Genomic DNA, 16,983 nt, shown 5'->3' on the forward strand with positions numbered 1-16,983 from the left:
GGTCGGGGCCAGCAGGCCCCGACGCACGCATGACGCACAGCTAGAACCGCTGCGACATTCCGACGTAGAAGCCGCGCCGCGGTCCGTATTGCGGGGCGAACACGCCGATGCCGGAGCCGTCGCGGATCTGGTAAATCGTGTCGAATACGTTGACCACGTCGAACCGCAGCGTCGTCGGCTTGTTCGGTGCGACGATGTTGAAGTCGTGCGACAGGCCGAGATTCACCTGGGTGTAGCCGGGCAGATGATCGGTGTTGGCAAAGCCCGAGCGCAGGCCGCTGCCATAGACCATCGACACGCTGTAACGCGTGCCGTCCCAGAGATAGGAGGCGCCGGCCGACCCTGACAGCATCTGCGCGTGGTCGGTGTAGATGTAATGGCCTGCGATATAGGCGAGCTCGTCTGCGCCGAACAGATACTGGTTCGAGACCACGTTGCTCGCGATCTGCTTGGCCCAGGCGAGATTGGCGTAGGCGCTGAAATTGCCGTTCTTGTAGGTCGATTTCAGCTCGACCCCGACATTCTCGCCGCGATCGTAGTTGAAGCCGCTCAGCACATAGGCTGCGCCGAACTGGCCGTCGTCGAGCAGGTCGCGCGCCTTCTTGTAATAGGCGTCGGCGCCGACTTCGAGACCAGGGATGGGATACACCTTCTGCATCACCCCGACGTCGAACACGTGCGAGCGTTCGGGGAGCACCGGGCTGTTCTGCCCGACCTCCGGCGTTTGCGTGTTGACGGGCGCACCTGGCGGCGTCACCAGCGCGAGATTGACGGGTGCCGCGATCACCTGCGAGGGCGGGGTGAAGTTGCGCGCATAGCCAGCGTGGAATGTGGTGCCGTCGAACGGCTTCCAGGTCAGGCTGACGCGTGGGCTGAGCTGGTTGGCATCGACATATTGAACCATCTGGTCGAAGCGCAGGCCGGCATTGAGGGTCAGATTATTGGTGATCTTCCACTCGTCCTGGACGTAGGTCCCGATCAGCCAGCCGGTCTTGGCGCTGGAATCGAATACCGAGAATGGGGCATCGATCGTGCCGGCGCCGGGATCGGCGGGATCGGCCAACGGCAGCACCGTGGTCCCGCTGTTCACGAGCGTTCGCTCCGCGCTCACCGACAGGCCGAAGCGCAGCGTATGCGCGTAGCCGATGCGCCATGAGGTGTCCTGCTGGATGCCGTTGACCACGCTCTGGCGATAAACGTCGGAGGAGACGCCGTTGAAGACGAGATCGCCGATCGGATCGGGATAGAAGTGCAGCAGGCTGGTGCGGTTGAAGTAGGATGTCTGCGTGTCGAACTCGCCGTTCGAGATCTGGTAGGAGACGACGTTGAACTGGTTGAACTCGTTCTGGTGCTCGTTGAGCCGGGACGAGTCGAAATTCGAAACGCCGAACGCGGTGTTGGCAGGCGTCTGGCCGGGATTGTCCGGAATCTGGAACGTCGCGTTCGACACGCCGCTCATGAAGGTGAGGCGGCTGGTCGGGTCGATCATCGTCGAGAGATAGAGAAAGCCCTTCTCCTGGTTGGTCCGGTCGTGAATCGCGTTGACTGACGGCGTCGGGTTTTCGATGCCGAGATTATTCTGGAGAAAGCGCCCCGACAGGAAATACTGCGTCTGGCCGACCGTCCCGCCATATTCCACATTGGTCGAGATGGTGCCGTTGCTGCCGCCATAGACGCCGACGACGCCGGAATTGTTGAAGGCGTCGGCCTTGGTCGTGACGTCCAGCACGCCGGCGGTGCGCTGGCCATATTGCGCGGGCAGCGCGCCGGTGAGCAGGCTGAGACTGCCGAGGATGCCGGTGTCGAGGATCTGCCCGAACGCGCCAACGCCGTCGGGAAGCATGACGCCGTTGATACGGTATTGCAGATTGGCGTGCTCGTTGCGGACATGCAAATCGCCGCTCGCCGCCGAATCCTGCGTGACGCCGGGAAACTGCAACAGCACCTTGTCCAGCGAGGCATTGCTGCCCTGGGGCAGCGCCTCGATCGCCTGACGCGTGAGCGTGTGGGCCGTGGCCCCGCCAGGGGGAAGAATGGATTGGCGCGCGGCATCCAGCCGTTCGCCCGGCCCCTCGACGGCCGCCGGCGCTTCTCTCTGGGACCGCGCCGGCGTCGGCGGTTGTCGCTTGCCGGCGACGACGCGAACTTTCGGGCGGCGCGGTGCCGGCGTCTGCTTGGGCGCCTCGACTTCGACGCTGGGCAGCGTCGTGGCCGTTTCCGCGGTTTGCGCCATGGCGCTGCCGCCGGGATAGAACAGCGTGAATGCGGCGAGGCTCGAGCCCGCCCATATTGCTTTTGAAGACAGCATTGTCCTGATTTCCGATCGCGCGCCGCCGCAGCTCTCTTGTCGAGGCTTTGCCAGCGGCACGCGCCGTCGACATGCGACGGATCCTGTTCGATAGCCCAGCGGAATCGGCGTGATGCGGCCGATGCCGAAGGCAGCTCAAGCGACGGAGATCAGGAGGCGGGCGGGGCGCGCGGGTGGAACGCAGAGCCGGCCGATTCCAGATGGAGGAATTCGGCATCGGTGGTGCGGTAGAGCAGCTCGACCGCCTGCGGCAAATGCAGCAGAGGCGGTGTCGCGAACACGACCGTGCCGGCCATCGCAACGAGGGCGCAGATCGCGCAATTGTCCTCGCCGGGCTGCTCGGGATCGTGATGGGTCGGAGATTGCTTGTGGACGGCCGCGCTGTCGGGCGGCGCGATGCCCTTGGCGCTGTCCGTGACCTGCGACTGGGCGAGCGGCGCGGCCTGCGCGAACCAGTGGCTGTGACCGAAGGTCAGCGCGAACTGCACCAGCATCGCGAACATCGCGAGCCGGGCGCCGTGCCTGATATTCGACCGGAACCACTTCATCCAAATGAACCCCACACCGCGAGGCGCCGACCGGGCGTCGCGATGTTATATTGTAACATCGCAATATCGGTCAGCGGATGTCAACCGCGAGAGGATTAGTGAGCGTGGGCGGATCGTGCAATGTGTCGTTCGGGCAACTAGCGTGTGTGGTTTGGTTGCTGTTGCAACGACGGAAGTACGCTCCCTCCCCCCGCTTGCGGGAGAGGGCTGGGTGGGGGTGTCTCCGCAACGGGATAATCCCCAAGGGGAAAGAACCTCACCCGCCACGCTTTGCGAGCGGGTCGGCCTTTCCCGCAATCGGGAGAGGCGGAGCAAGCCTCATCACCTCACCGCCCCTCACGCACCCAGGTCGCAGCAAACGCGCCGAGCAGCAGCAGGAGTCCGATCAGGCCCGCGAAGATCGGCAGCACACCGACGCCCTTGACGATGCTGGCGTCGCGCATGCGCACGCCCATCCAGCCGTCACCGGAAAAGACGCTGGTCGAGCGGACCGGGACGATGCGCGGCAGCTCGACGCTGCCGCCATCCGCGATCCGCACGGAATTGCCGCCGGTCGCCTGCGTCAGCGGCTTCAGAGTTTCGGTAGTGGAGGTGACTTCCGAAAACTCCTTCGGATTGGTCGGGCCGACATTGATCAGCGCCTTCAGCGTGCCGTCGGTGGCCTGCCACAGGCCGAGTTCGTTGGCCGGCAGGCTGGCGCGCCACTCGCCGGGATCGCCGGGAGAGAGCGTCAGATCATGCGAGACACCGGAAGGTGAGGTCACGCTCACCGGCTGCACGCTGTCGGCCATGGTCTGGCGCACCACGACGAGATCCTTGCCCTGCACCTGCAGGCGCAGCGCCTCTTCATCGAGGTCCGGCTGCTTCATCAGCCAGTGCGACATCCGCCTGAGCAGGTCGAGATGCGGACCGCCGCCCTCATAGCCGCGCGCCCACAGCCAGATGTGGTCGGACAGCAAAAGCGCGACGCGGCCCTCGCCGAAGCGCGACAGGAACAGCAGCGGCTTGCCGTCTGCGCCCGTCATGACGGGCGGATTGACCGAGTTGCGGGTCTCGACGGTGCGGAAGAAACGGCTCCAGTGCGGCGGCTCGAACGCCGAGCCCTCGAGACCGCGTGTGACCGGATGGCGTTTGCCGATGTCGGAGAGATGCGCATAGAACGGCTTCTCGGTGACGCCGACCGGTTCGGCCGGCAGCACCGAGTCGAGCGGCGTGCGCCAGATGCTGGTGTTGGAGGCGTAGTCGGGACCGGCCGAGACCAGCACGGCGCCCCCCGAGCGCACATAGCGCGCGATGTTGTCGAAATAGGCGATCGGCAGCACGCCCTGGCGGGCGTAGCGATCGAAGATGATCAGCTGGAATTCGTTGATGTGCTGCTGGAACAGCTCGCGGGTCGGAAACGCGATCAGCGAGAGCTCGTTGATCGGCGTGCCGTCCTGCTTCTCCGGCGGACGCAGAATGGTGAAATGCACGAGGTCGACGCTGGCGTCGGACTTCAACAGGTTGCGCCAGGTGCGTTCGCCGGAGTGCGGCTCGCCTGACACCAGCAGCACGCGCAGCTTGTCGCGGACGCCGTCGATGGAGACGACGGCCCGGTTGTTCACGGGCGTCAGCTCGCGTTCGAGCGGCGAGGCCTCGATCTCGACGATGTTGGGACCGGCATGCTTGATCTCGACCTCGACGCTGGCGCTCTGGCCACTCGCGAGCGCGCGCTCGTTGATGACCTCGCCGTCGCGGCGGACCGTGACCTTGGCGCGCTCGCCGGTGACGCCCTGGTCGTCGAGCTTGTAGGTGATGGTCTGGTTCTGGCCGACGATGCCGAAGCGCGGTGCCGCCGTGATCGCGATGCGGCGATCGCGTTCGCCTTTCTGTCCGGTGATCAGCGCCTGCACCGGCGCCTGGAAGCCGAGCGCGGCGGCATTGGCCGGGATGTCGTGAACGCGACCGTCGGTGATCAGGAACGCGCCGGCGACGCGGTCGACCGGAACGTCCGACAATGCCGAGGCAAGCGCGCCGAACAGCTTGGTGCCGTCGGTCTCGCCATCCGCCTGTCCGGCATCGACGACGCGCACTTCAAGGCCCTTGATCTTCTTCAGGCTGTCGACCAGCTCCTCCTGGGCCTTCGCGGCTTCCTGGTTGCGCTTGCCGAAATTCTGGCTCGGGCTCTTGTCGACGACGACGGCGGCGACCGACGTCAGCGGGTCGCGGTCCTCGCGCGTGAACGAGGGATTGGCGAGCGCCAGCAGGAACAGCGCCAGCGCAGCCACGCGCACCGCCGCGCCGCGCGCCCGCGCGAGCAGCAGCACGGCTGCGATGGCGACGATCGCGGCGAGCGCGATCCACAGCACGATCGTGGGGACAAGCGGCGTGAAGGCTATGCCGTAGTTCATGACGTCACTCTCTCGGCATCGTCATGGCCGGGCCTAGCCGTCCGAAGGACGGCGTCGCTTCGCTCGCCTGTGTCCCGGCCATCCACGCCTTGCCAAGTAGCGCAAAGAACGTGGATGCCCGGGACAAGCCCGAGCATGACGGCTTCAGTTCGGCGCGCACCGAGTTTCAAAACCCGCATCATTGCCCCAGCCGTTCGATCAGGGCCGGTGCGTGCACTTGGTCGGCCTTGTAGTTGCCGGTCAGCGTGTACATCACGATGTTGACGCCGGCGCGGTAGGCGAATTCGCGCTGCCGCGGTTCGCCGGGCGTGAGCGGCAGCATCGGCTGGCCGTCGGGACGGAGTGCCCAGGCGCCCGCGAGGTCGTTGGAGGTGATGATGATCGGCGAGACGCCGTCACCGCCGCGCGCGGGGCGCTGCGCGTTCTCGTCATCGTCGTCGCGCGGCAGCGCCTCGACCCAGGTCTGGCCGGTGTTGAAGCGGCCGGGGAAGTCGCGCAGCAGATAGAACGTCTTGGTCAGCACGTGCTCGCGCGGCACCGGCTCGAGCTCGGGCACGTCCAGCGAGGACAGGAGCTCGCGCAGGGTCTGCATGCCCGGCGTCTGCGATGCACCGTTGTCGCCAGGCGGCGCCTCGACCGCATCGCGGGTGTCGAAGATCACGGTGCCACCTTGCTTCATATAGGCGTCGATCTTGTTGATGGCGTCCTGCGGTGGCTTCGGTGCGCCCGGAACGATCGGCCAGTAGATCAGCGGGAAGAAAGCCAGCTCGTCATGCGCCGGATCGACGCCAACGGGATCACCGGCCTCGAGCGCGGTGCGCTGCGCCAGGAACAGCGTCAGACCGGTCAGGCCGGCCTTGACGATGGAATCGACGTCGGCATTGCCGGTCACGACATAAGCAAGGCGCGTCTGCGAGGTCGACTTCATCGCGAATTCGTCAGACATGCTGTCGGCGCGCGACGGCGTCGGCGCAAGCACCGCGATGCCCGTCAGCAACAGCCCGAGCAGGATCACGGCTGGCGCAGCGCGACGGCGCAGCAGCGCGGCGAGGCCACCGCCGAGCACCGCGACGACGATGGCATCCAGCAGAAACAGCGCGAGCGAGCTCGACAGCAGCCAGCCGCGCAGGTCCCGCGGTTCGGCATTGGTATAGGTCGCGTGCCGGGCGTGCAGGGGCGCGGTGTTGAGGGCGGCGATGCGGTCGGCGGCAGCGAGCGTATTCACGGCGAGCGGTCCTTCTGCCGGTCCGTAGAAGCCGGGCGGATGGTCCGGCGTGGCGCGGTCGCGATAATCAGCCGTCAGCGGCTTGGCGGTCGCGGCCGGTGGCCCGAACGCGCCGAAGCCGTCGAGCAAATGCAGCGGCGCCAGCGTCTCGGTGCTGCCCTCAGCGGCAACGCCGGCGCCGGGCTTCGAGGTGTAGCCGGACATGTCGACGATGCGCCTGAGCATCTCGACGAAGGTGCCGGACATCGGCAGATCCGACCAGCGCATGTCGGCGCTGACATGGAACAGGCTGACGATGCCCTTGCCGCGATGCTCGCCGGTGACGAGGGGCGTGCCGTCTTCGAGCGAGGCCCAGCTCTTGGTCGCGAGCACCGCATCGGGCTCGGCCAGCACCTGCCGGCTCACGGTGACGTCCTTCGGCACGGCGACGCCGGTGAACGGACCATCGGCGGCGAAGGAGGCCAGATGCTGCGGCTTCTCCCAGGTCAGGCTGCCGCCGAGCGTGCGGCCGCCCTTGCGCAGCTTGACCGGAACGAGATCGTCTTCAGCTTGGGCGAGCCGGGGACCTGCGAACCGCACCAGCACGCCGCCCTGGTCGATCCAGGCGTTGAGGCGATCGCGCAATTCGGGCGCAACGGTGCCGACGTCGGCCAGGATGATCATCGGCAGCTTCTGATCGAGGAATTGGGTGATGCCCTGCTGCGGCGCGCCCTTGTCGGCGAGCCGCACGTCCGCGAACGGCGCCAGTGCACGCGTCAGGTAGAAGGTCGGCGCAAGCAGCGGCTGCGATGTTTCGCTGGTCGAACCCGAGACGATGCCGATGGCGCGGCGGCGCCAGCGCTTGTCGAGCAGCTGCACCGCGCCGGCCGAACGCTCGCCCGAGATTTCGAGCCTGGAGATGTCGTTGCGCAGCTCCACGGGCAGGTCGAACGCGGCTTCGACTTCCTTGTCCTGGAGTCCAAAGGTGAAGCGCGCCTCGCCGATCGGTGAGGCCTTCTGGTCGAGGGCCCGCACGGTGCCGGCGAGAATGCCGCTGTCGGTGCGCAGCACCTTCACCGTCATCTTCGCGGCCGCGTTTTCCGCCGCAACCAGCGCCAGCGGCGAGGAGGTGCCGCCTTCGAACACCGTCAAGCTGCGCTCCCCCAAGGTCTTGCCGAGTCCAGCCACGAACTCTTCGCCGCGGCCGGTGTCGACGCCATCGGACAGCCAGGCGATCTCGCAATCGCCGGTTGCGCTCAGGAAGCGATCAATCGCGGTAAGCGCTTCGACGCGCTCGATCGAATAGGGCTTTGGCACGATCTGCCGCAGCGCAACGCGTGCCGCACCCGCGGGCATCAGCGTGATGTCGCGGTTCGGCTCGGACAGCGGCACCAGTGCAATGGCGCGGCGGTCATTGTCGGCATTCGCGATCAGCTCGTCGGCGGCCTTGATTCGGGTGTCCCAGCTCGATGCAGCGCTCCAGCCGTCGTCGAGCATGATCATCAGCGGCGTCTTGCTGGCGGCGAGCCCGGTCTGTGGATTCCAGATCGGGCCGGCGGCGGCAAGGATCACCAGCGCTGCCGCGAGCAGCCGCAGCGCGGTCAGCCACCAAGGCGTCCGCGCGGGCGTCTCTTCCCGTGGCGCGATGTCGAACAGCAGGCGTGTCGGCGGAAACTCGATGCGGCGCGGCCGCGGCGGCATCACACGCAGCAGCCACCACAGCACCGGCAGGCTGACAAGGCCGATCAGGAGCAGCGGTTCGGTGAAGGCGAGCGGCAATCCCATCATGCGGCCGGCCCTGCCTTGATCGTGGTGGTGCGGGCGCCCGACTTGCTCACCTGCATGCCGGCATGGAGGAACAGCAGCAATTCGGCGGCCGAACGGTCGGTGACGTGCGTCGCGAACAGCCAGTCGAGCTTGTTGGTCTCGGCGCGGATCTGGTCGCGATGCAGCGCCAGCCGCGTGGTGTAATCCAGCGCCCAGCTCTCGGCGCGGCCGGCGGTGATCATGCCAGCGCCTTCCGGCTCGACGAATTCGACGCGACCGGAATAGGGAAAGGATTCCTCGGCGGGATCGACGACCTGCACCAGCGTGCCATGCGCGCCGGAGCCGGACAGCCCGGCAAGCGTCGTCCTGATCTCCTGGAGCGGCGACCAGAAATCCGACAGCACGATGGTTTCGGCCAGTGCCGCAGGGACGAAGGAGGGCGGCAGGCTCAGCCTGATGGCATCGTCATGCAGCATCGCCTGCGCCATCTTGTCGATGACGCTGCGGCTCGCGGTCGGCGCCATCAATCCGGGGATGCCGACGCGCTCGCCGCCCGCGACTAGCAGCTCGGCCAGCGCGAACGCGACGATGAGCGTGCGCTCCAGCTTGGATTCGCGCGCGGTCTTCGAGGCAAAGGCCATCGACGGCGAACGATCAGGCCAGATCCAGACCGTGTGCGAGGCCTCCCATTCGAGCTCGCGGACATAGAGATGGTCGTCACGCGCCGAGCGGCGCCAGTCGACATTCTGTGACGGCTCGCCCGACACGAAACGGCGGTATTGCCAGAAATTCTCGCCCGAGCCGGCGCGGCGCCGTCCGTGGAGACCGTGGATGACGTTGGCGGCGATGCGGCGGGCCTCGAGCACCAGACGCGGCAGCGAAGCGGCGAGCGTTCGGCTTTCGCCATCGGCACGTCGGATCGCGATGATCTCCTTCGCCGTGTGCCCGGTGTCTGCAGCCATCAACCGATCCGAGTTTTCAATTGCTTGATGACGTCAGGAATCGTGCGGCCCTCGGCGCGTGCCTGGAACGTCAGCGCCATGCGGTGCTTCAGCACGGGCTCGGCGAGGTCGAGCACGTCGTCGATCGAGGGCGCGAGACGCCCGTCGATCAGCGCGCGGGCGCGCACCGCCAGCATCAGGGATTGGCTGGCGCGCGGGCCGGGGCCCCAGGCGATGAACCTGCCGGCTTCGCCGCTCTCGGCGCCCGGACGAGCCGAACGCACCAGCGAGAGAATGGCCTCGACCACGGAATCTCCGACCGGCAGGCGGCGCACCAGCCGCTGCGCTGATATCAGCGCGTCCGCACTCATCGAGCCCTTCGCCAGCGTCTCCTCGGCGCCTGTCGTCTCGAACAGGATGCGGCGCTCGGCGTCACGATCGGGATAATCGACGTCGATCTCCATCAGGAAGCGGTCGAGCTGCGCCTCGGGCAGCGGGTAGGTGCCCTCCTGCTCCAGCGGATTCTGCGTCGCGAGTACATGGAACGGCTTCGGCAGATCGTGGCGCGCGCCGGCGACCGTGATGTGCTGCTCCTGCATCGCCTGCAGCAGCGCCGACTGCGTGCGCGGTGAGGCGCGGTTGATCTCGTCGGCCATCAGCAGCTGCGCGAACACCGGACCGGAGATGAAGCGGAACGAGCGCTTGCCCGCGGTGCTCTCATCCAGCACCTCGGCGCCGAGAATGTCCGACGGCATCAGGTCGGGCGTGAACTGGATGCGCTTGGCATCGAGGCCGAGCGTGACGCCGAGCGTCTCGACCAGTTTCGTCTTGGCAAGGCCGGGCACGCCGATCAGCAGTGCGTGGCCGCCGGAGAGGATGGTGACCAGCGTGTTCTCGACCACACGATCCTGGCCGAAGATCACGGATCCGATCGCGTCCTTCGCGGCGCGAATCTGAGCAGACACCTGCTCGGCCGAACGCACGACGCCGTCTTCGAGCTTCTCGACACTTTCCGCCATACGCTCGCTCCTTCAGCCTGCCACGCGGCTCATCTGCGTCGCCAGATGATCGCATCGATCTGCGTCATCGATTTCAGTCATGGGCCCCATGCTAGACTTGCAGGAAGGCCATGTATTCGTTGAATTAACCTATCCCCACCTTATCGGCTTCGGGCTATGTACGGCATCACGAAGTGGAGACCTCCCCGACGACTGGCCGGGTGGAACCGTACAGTTGCGGACACGTAGATGTACAAGGTTATGGACCAGTAGACTTGCACCAATCGTGCCAACGGACAGAGTCAGGGCAAACCATGGCGAACCAAGGGCAGAGCGCCGATCGCGGTCTCGAGGGGCTGACTGCCGCCGCCAAAACTGCTGCCAATGCCGAAGGCGCCAAAAAGGGCCTGCCCCCGGTGCATTTGTGGAATCCGCCGTTTTGCGGCGATCTCGACATCCGAATCGCATCCGATGGTACTTGGTTCTACATGGGCACCCCGATCGGCCGTCACGCGCTGGTGCGCCTGTTCTCGACCATCCTGAAGCGCGAAGGCGACAAGCATTTCCTCGTCACGCCCGTGGAGAAGGTCGGCATTCGCGTCGACGACGCGCCATTCATGGCGGTCGAGATGCTCAGAAGCGGCGAGGACAGCCGGCGCGTGCTGAGTTTCCGCACCAATGTGGACGATTGGGTCACCTGCGACGCCGCGCACCGGCTCCGCTTCGAGCGGGCCAAGGACGGCGGCTTGACGCCCTATCTGCATGTCCGCGCCGATCTCTGGGCCAAGGTCACCCGGGCGATCTATTACGATCTGGTTGACATGGGCGAGGAGCGGATGGTCGATGGCCAGCCGATGTTCGGCGTCGAATCATCGGGCGAGTTCTTCGCCATGGCCGATGCGGAGCAGGTGAGGGCCGCGCTTTGAATTTGAACAAGCCTATCCCGACCAGCGAGCCAGTCGCGTTCCGCGCTGACGAGTTCTTCGTCCGCTCCCGGGCCAAGCTCAGCTTCGACGTGCCGCCCGGGCTTTATGATCCGAACATCATCCCGGCGTCAGGCGATCCCGGCACCGACAAGATGCTGGAGATCGTCGCGCGCGAGCAGCCGGTCCGCCCCGCAGCCGTGCTGATCGCGGTGGTCGATCATCCGGAGCCGACCATCCTCCTGACGCAGCGCTCTGCGCATCTCAACGACCATGCCAGCCAGATCGCCTTTCCCGGCGGCAAGATCGACGCCGCCGATTCCTCGCCGCTCGACGCCGCTTTGCGCGAGGCCGAGGAGGAGGTCGGGCTGTCCCGAGACTTCGTCGAGCCGATCGGCTATCTCGATCTCTACGGCACGGCGTTCGGATTCCGCATCCTGCCGACGGTCGCCCGTGTCAGGCCGGGCTTTGAGCTCGCCATCAACCATTCCGAGGTTGATGACGCATTCGAGGTGCCGCTATCCTTCCTGATGAATCCGGTCAACCACCAGGTGCACAGCAAGGAATTCCGCGGCATGGAGCGGTTTTACTATGCGATGCCGTTTGCGGAGCGCTACATCTGGGGCGCGACGGCCGGAATGCTGCGCGTGTTGTATGAGCGGATCTATTCGTCATGATCCGGCCGGTTCTGACCGAGATCGGTATCTTCCTCATCCCCTTTGCCGTCTATGCGCTGTTCCTGGCCGCCACGAGATCCGGCCTGTTCGTGCAATCGTCCTGGCCGATCACCATCGTCGCGCGCCTGATGCTGGCGGCGCTGGTGCTCGTGATCGCCGGGCTGATTGGCTTTGCGCATTTCTCCGGCGCCGCGCCGAACTCCACCTACGTTCCCGCCCATATCGAGAACGGCAAGCTCGTGCCGGGCAGAAACAGATAAGGGCCGGGCGATGAGCGCAGAGCCCATACTCGCTGGCGCGCCGTGGCTGACCGCAGGCGGGACGGCACGCGTGCTGCAACTGCTCAACGCGGACGGCGAGGAAGCGCGCGTGGTCGGCGGCACGGTCCGCAACGCGCTGCTCGGGCTGCCGCCTGGTGACGCGGATATCGCGACCACGGCGGTGCCCGAGGAGGTGGTGCGCCGCGCGAAAAGCGCAGGAATCAAGAGCGTGCCGACCGGGATCGAGCACGGCACCGTCACGCTGGTCATCGACGGCACGCCTTACGAAGTCACCACGCTGCGCGAGGACACCGAGACTTTCGGCCGCAAGGCCAAGGTGGTGTTCGGCCGCGACTGGGTCAAGGACGCCGAGCGGCGCGATTTCACGATGAACGGCCTGTCGGTCGACGCTGACGGCGTCGTTTACGACTATGTCGGCGGCATCGCGGACGCCAAAGCGCGGCGCGTGCGCTTCATCGGCGCGCCCGACCAGCGCATCGCCGAGGATTATTTGCGCATCCTGCGCTTCTTCCGCATCCATGCCGCGTTTGGCGCCGGCGAGCCCGATCGCGACGGCACGCTTGCCTGCATCCGCGGCCGTGCGGGCCTTGCGACCCTCTCGGCCGAACGCGTGCGCATGGAGATGCTGAAACTGCTGGTGACGCCAGGTGCTTCGGTCGCCGCGCTGGCCATGGCCGATGCCGGCCTGCTGCAAGCGATGATCGGTGGTGTCGCCTATACCGGGCCGCTGACCGCCATGATCGCGATCGAGCGCGCGCTCGATCTTGCGCCAAGCAGCACCCGCCGCCTCGCGGCGCTCACGGTCGCGGTCACCGAAGACGCCAGGCGTGTCGCGACGCGCTTGCGGCTCTCCAATGCCGAAACCAAGGCGCTGGATTCGATGGGCCATCGCTGGTGGCGATTCGCCGCCAAGGACGAGGCGAGTGCGCGGCGGCTGGTGTATCGGCTGGGGCCCGAGCGCTATCACGATCGCGTGTTGCTGGCCTGGGCGAGGGCGGGCGGCGATGTCACCTCCTCGCACTGGCGCGCGCTCGCCGAGCTGCCGCAGCGCTGGACTGCGCCGAAATTTCCGCTTCGCGCCGCCGACTTCATCGCGCGCGGCCTGGCGGAAGGACCCGCGCTCGGACATGTGTTGACACTTGCCGAGGACGCTTGGCTTGCGGCCGATTTTCCACTAGAGGAAGCCGCACTCGCTGCCATCGCCGATCAAGCCTGCGCACGCGCCACTCGCGAGAAAAATTGACCATCGTCTCAGGCTTCGCCGACATCTCGATTTTCGAGCTGCTGCTGGTCGCGATGATGGCGTTGTTTGCTTCGATCATCGGCGGTCTTGCCGGCTACGGCACCGGCGCGTTGATGCCGCTGGTGCTGGTGCCGCTGGTCGGCGCCGAACCGGTGGTGCCGATCATCGCGATCTCGGCGCTGTTCACCAATTCCAGCCGCGCCGTCGCCTATATCAGCTACGCCGACCGCCGTCGTGCGGCCGTCGTGCTGGCCTGTGCCGCGCTCACGACGGCGCTCGGTGCCTACGGCTACACGCGTCTCACCAATGCCGGAGCCGCGCTGGTGATCGGCACCATGCTGATCCTGAGCGTGCCGCTGCGCCGCGTGCTGCGGCGGCGCCAGGTCAAGATCGGCGACACGGCCCTGGCGGCCGGCTCGGTCGGCTATGGCGTGCTGGTCGGCGGCACGTCGGGCTCGGGCGTGATCCTGCTCTCGCTGCTGATGGCCGCGGGCCTCGAAGGCGCGGCCGTGATCGCAACCGATGCGATGATCTCGCTCGGGACGGGGTTGATCAAGATCTCGGTGTTCGGCCTCGCCGGCGCCGTCACCGCGCAGGTGCTCGCCTTCGCGCTCCTGATCGGCGGCATCGCCATCCCCGGCGCGTTCCTCGCAAAGGCCTTCGTCGAGCGGATGCCGGTGCATATCCACACGGCGATCCTCGATGTCGCCGTGATCACCGGCGGGCTGGTGATGGTCTCGGCCGCGGCAAGGCAGCTGATGGGGTAGCTGGGACTGGCGGCAGAACTGCGAATCTCGTCCGGGGACCTCGAAATCACGTAGCGCAATCCGCGCGAGGCGCTTACAGCACGTGACTGACCTCGCCTTGTCTCGTTCGCCAAGCCACCGGCTGATACATGTCCAAAATGCTCGACTATCGCCGCCTTCGCTTTATACGGGTCGTATCGGTCCGCTGGCGCAGGCGTCTGACCTTTCTGCTCGGCGGGCTCGCGGTCGGCGCCTCAGCCGTCGCTCTGGCCAGGCTCGCCGACTGGGCGCAGCAGGCATTCGCGTTGCTGCTGTCGGAATCGCGATATGCCGCCCTGCTGGTGACGCCACTGGGGTTTGCGCTGTCGGTCTACCTCACCATCAGCTTCTTTCCGAATTCGCAAGGTAGCGGCATCCCGCAGGCGATCGCCGCCCGTCAGCTCTCCGAGCACACGGCGCGCGAGAGGCTCGTCTCCATCCGCATCGCCATCGGAAAGGTGTTGCTGACGCTGCTCGGGCTGCTTTGCGGTGCTTCGGCAGGCCGGGAGGGGCCGACCGTGCAGGTCGGTGCGTCCGTCATGTTCGCGCTCGGCCGCATGTCGCCACGCCGTCAGCCGGGCCTGATCCTCGCCGGCGCCGCGGCGGGTGTTGCAGCCGCATTCAACACGCCGTTGGCCGGCATCGTGTTCGGCATCGAGGAGATGAGCCGAGCCTATGAAACCCGAACGAGCAGCCTGGTCATCGGCGCGGTGATCGCGGCGGGCCTGACCTCGTTGGCTCTGGTCGGAAACTACGATTATTTCGGCAGCAGTTCGACGATGCTGCGCAACGGCACCGACTGGCTTGCGGTGCCGTTGTGCGGCATCGCCGGTGGGCTGGCCGGTGGTGCGTTCAGCAGGCTCCTCATCGAGGTCGCGCGCGGGCTGCCCGGCCGGCTGGGGCCATTGACCAAGCAATATCCTCTGCCGTTTGCCGCGATCTGCGGCCTTGGGGTTGCCCTTTGCGGCCTGGTCTCGGGCGACATGATCTACGGCACCGGATATGCGCAAGTGAAGTCGGCCCTGGAGACCGGCATTCCGCTGCCCCAGGATTTCGGCGTGTTGAAGCTCGCTGCAACCGCGCTATCAGCGGTCAGCGGCATCCCCGGCGGAATCTTCTCGCCGTCGCTTGCCGTCGGCGCCGGCATCGGCACGAACGTCGCGCATCTGTTTTCGGGCGCCCCGCTCGGCGCGTTCATGCTGCTCGGGATGGTTTCCTATTTTGCCGGCGTCGTGCAGGCTCCCATCACCGCTTTCGTCATCGTGACCGAGATGACCGACAATCACGCCATGGTGGTGCCCCTGATGGCCGCCGCGCTGATCGCCCAGGCGACATCGCGCCTGCTGTGTCCTGAAGGAATCTACCACGCGCTGGCCAAGGGCTTCCTGCGTGCGCACACGGCAGAAGCACCTGTGTAGCGATCGCCTTCGACCTGAGCGCTGCGAAACGTCAGAGCGATGAGGCCGTGAGCTGCGTCGCTCGCATCCGTCGCGTCGTCTGTCGGCCCGGGATGTTCGCTACTCCGGAACGGCCAGGACGTTCTGCGTCCGGCCTTGGAGCGAAGCTCGGCTCGTTGCTTGTCGTCGCCGTTCAAGGGCTCGGCGTCGCTTGCATGTCCTGCCCTGGGCTGAAGCCGGATGCCCCCGGCTGCCCGGAGGGCGGACTTGACGTTGCCGCCTGCGTTTCGTGGCCCGGGCTGAAGCCGGATGCGCCCGGCTGCCCGGAGGGCGGGCTTGACGTTGCCGCCTGCGTTTCGTGGCCCGGGCTGAAGCCGGATGCGCCCGGCTGCCCGGAGGGCGGGCTTGACGTTGCCGCCTGCGTTTCGTGCCCCGGGCTGAGGCCGGATGCCCCCGGCTGCCCGGAGGGCGGGCTTGACGTTGCCGCCTGCATTTCGTGCCCCGGGCTGAGGCCGGATGCCCCCGGCTGCCCGGAAGCCGCGCTTGAAGTTGCCGCCTGCATTTGGTGCCCCGGGCTGAAGCCGGATGCGCCCGGATGCCCGGGGGCCGGGCTTGAAGTTGCCGCCTGCATTTGGTGCCCTGGGCTGAAACCGGATGCACCGGGATGCCCGGCATGGCTTGATGAACCATGATGCCCGGCATGTGAGTGCGAGCTCGAAAACACCGCTGAAAACGCCGCCTGTATCGCGTGTCCCAGGTGTCCTGGGCTAAGGCTCGAAGCGCCATGATTCGTTCCATGCGCGTGCGGGCTCGCAAACGCTGCTTGCATCGCGTGCCCCGGAGCTGATGCCGAACTGCCGTGGCCGACACCTCCTCCGCCGCCGTGCCCTGCACCCACGCCGCCGCCATGTCCTCCACCCATACCAGATGCACCAACGCCGGCTCCTACTCCGGCACCTGCTCCAACTCCGCCTCCGGCGCCTCCGCCACCACCGCCACCACCGCCGCCACCGCCACCGCCGCCACCACCAGCGAGCAGCGGTCCAGACGTTGCGATCAACAATGCGGGTATGGCGGTAACTGCAAGCAGCTTGGCTAGCTTCGTCACGATGATCTCCTTGTCGCTTTCAATTCCGCGCGGCTCACCCAGGGCAACACAACGGGGTTCGACGGCCGGTTCAACGTCGAGCGCTCGGCCGAACGTTCCGCACAAAATGCGATTGAATAAGGCGGACAGGCGCGCACGCCATTTTCTGACGCGGACTGTTACCGGAACGGCACATGTTCCATTCCGTTCAGACGTGCTCGTGGCGTTGCTCTCCTCTGGCGAGCATTCGCTCAGGCAGGCGCCGAGAGATCCCGCAGGTACCTCGCAACCGTGGGAGGGCCGGTGGTTTGTTTTTGGCCCATGTCAGCCAAACTTGGCGTTCGTCCGCGTGTCGGCTAACGCCGTAAACCGGACCTCACGGAGCATCAGCAAGATCGACGCAGTTGACCCAAAGACGGCCTCGTACCCTCGCT

At 66.5% G+C, this 16,983-nt stretch carries 13 protein-coding genes; 7 read left to right on the top strand and 6 right to left on the bottom strand.

The window, feature by feature from the left end; all coding sequences use genetic code 11:
• Positions 1–40 precede the first annotated feature (40 nt).
• The 6 genes from ACVW16_RS27000 to ACVW16_RS27025 all read right to left on the bottom strand — a co-directional run bounded on the left by ACVW16_RS27000 (position 41) and on the right by ACVW16_RS27025 (position 10,177).
• On the bottom strand, positions 41–2,308 hold the full coding sequence (locus ACVW16_RS27000; RefSeq protein ID WP_456737850.1) for a TonB-dependent receptor domain-containing protein: 2,268 nt from the start codon (positions 2,306–2,308) through the stop codon (positions 41–43).
• Between the two features lie 149 nt (positions 2,309–2,457).
• Positions 2,458–2,856, bottom strand: coding sequence for a DUF2946 family protein (locus tag ACVW16_RS27005; RefSeq protein WP_456737851.1), 399 nt, complete (start codon positions 2,854–2,856; stop codon positions 2,458–2,460).
• Positions 2,857–3,182: 326 nt separating this feature from the next.
• Positions 3,183–5,246, bottom strand: a complete 2,064-nt coding sequence (locus ACVW16_RS27010) for a hypothetical protein (RefSeq protein WP_456702049.1) — start codon at positions 5,244–5,246, stop codon at positions 3,183–3,185.
• 178 nt (positions 5,247–5,424) lie between these two features.
• Positions 5,425–8,238, bottom strand: coding sequence for a DUF4159 domain-containing protein (locus tag ACVW16_RS27015; protein WP_456737852.1), 2,814 nt, complete (start codon positions 8,236–8,238; stop codon positions 5,425–5,427).
• Entirely contained in the window at positions 8,235–9,179 is a 945-nt protein-coding gene (locus ACVW16_RS27020) for a DUF58 domain-containing protein (RefSeq protein ID WP_456702051.1), read from the bottom strand. Before ACVW16_RS27020 ends, ACVW16_RS27015 begins: the two co-directional genes overlap by 4 nt.
• Entirely contained in the window at positions 9,179–10,177 is a 999-nt protein-coding gene (locus tag ACVW16_RS27025; RefSeq protein ID WP_456702052.1) for an AAA family ATPase, read from the bottom strand. The genes ACVW16_RS27020 and ACVW16_RS27025 overlap by 1 nt, the downstream gene beginning before the upstream one ends.
• A gap of 293 nt (positions 10,178–10,470) precedes the next feature.
• Between ACVW16_RS27025 and ACVW16_RS27030 the strand changes: the two genes are divergently transcribed.
• The 7 genes from ACVW16_RS27030 (at position 10,471) to ACVW16_RS27060 (ending at position 16,561) form a co-directional block, all read left to right on the top strand.
• Positions 10,471–11,082, top strand: a complete 612-nt coding sequence (locus ACVW16_RS27030) for a DUF1285 domain-containing protein (protein ID WP_456737853.1) — start codon at positions 10,471–10,473, stop codon at positions 11,080–11,082.
• 2 nt (positions 11,083–11,084) lie between these two features.
• Positions 11,085–11,756 carry a CoA pyrophosphatase gene (locus tag ACVW16_RS27035; protein ID WP_456737854.1) on the top strand — a complete coding sequence of 224 codons (672 nt, stop codon included), beginning with the start codon at positions 11,085–11,087 and terminating at the stop codon, positions 11,754–11,756.
• On the top strand, positions 11,753–12,016 hold the full coding sequence (locus tag ACVW16_RS27040) for a DUF6111 family protein (protein WP_456737855.1): 264 nt from the start codon (positions 11,753–11,755) through the stop codon (positions 12,014–12,016). Before ACVW16_RS27035 ends, ACVW16_RS27040 begins: the two co-directional genes overlap by 4 nt.
• Before the next feature lie 10 nt (positions 12,017–12,026).
• Entirely contained in the window at positions 12,027–13,280 is a 1,254-nt protein-coding gene (locus ACVW16_RS27045; RefSeq protein WP_456702056.1) for a CCA tRNA nucleotidyltransferase, read from the top strand.
• The gene (locus ACVW16_RS27050; protein WP_456737856.1) at positions 13,277–14,047 is read left to right on the top strand and encodes a TSUP family transporter; all 771 of its coding nucleotides are present in this window, start codon (positions 13,277–13,279) and stop codon (positions 14,045–14,047) included. Before ACVW16_RS27045 ends, ACVW16_RS27050 begins: the two co-directional genes overlap by 4 nt.
• Before the next feature lie 128 nt (positions 14,048–14,175).
• Entirely contained in the window at positions 14,176–15,483 is a 1,308-nt protein-coding gene (locus ACVW16_RS27055) for a chloride channel protein (protein ID WP_456737857.1), read from the top strand.
• Positions 15,484–16,369: 886 nt separating this feature from the next.
• Positions 16,370–16,561 (top strand): hypothetical protein, encoded by a 192-nt coding sequence (locus ACVW16_RS27060; protein ID WP_456737858.1) that lies wholly within the window; start codon positions 16,370–16,372, stop codon positions 16,559–16,561.
• The last annotated feature ends 422 nt before the right edge of the window (positions 16,562–16,983 follow it).

The organism is Bradyrhizobium sp. USDA 4474, assembly GCF_054057515.1.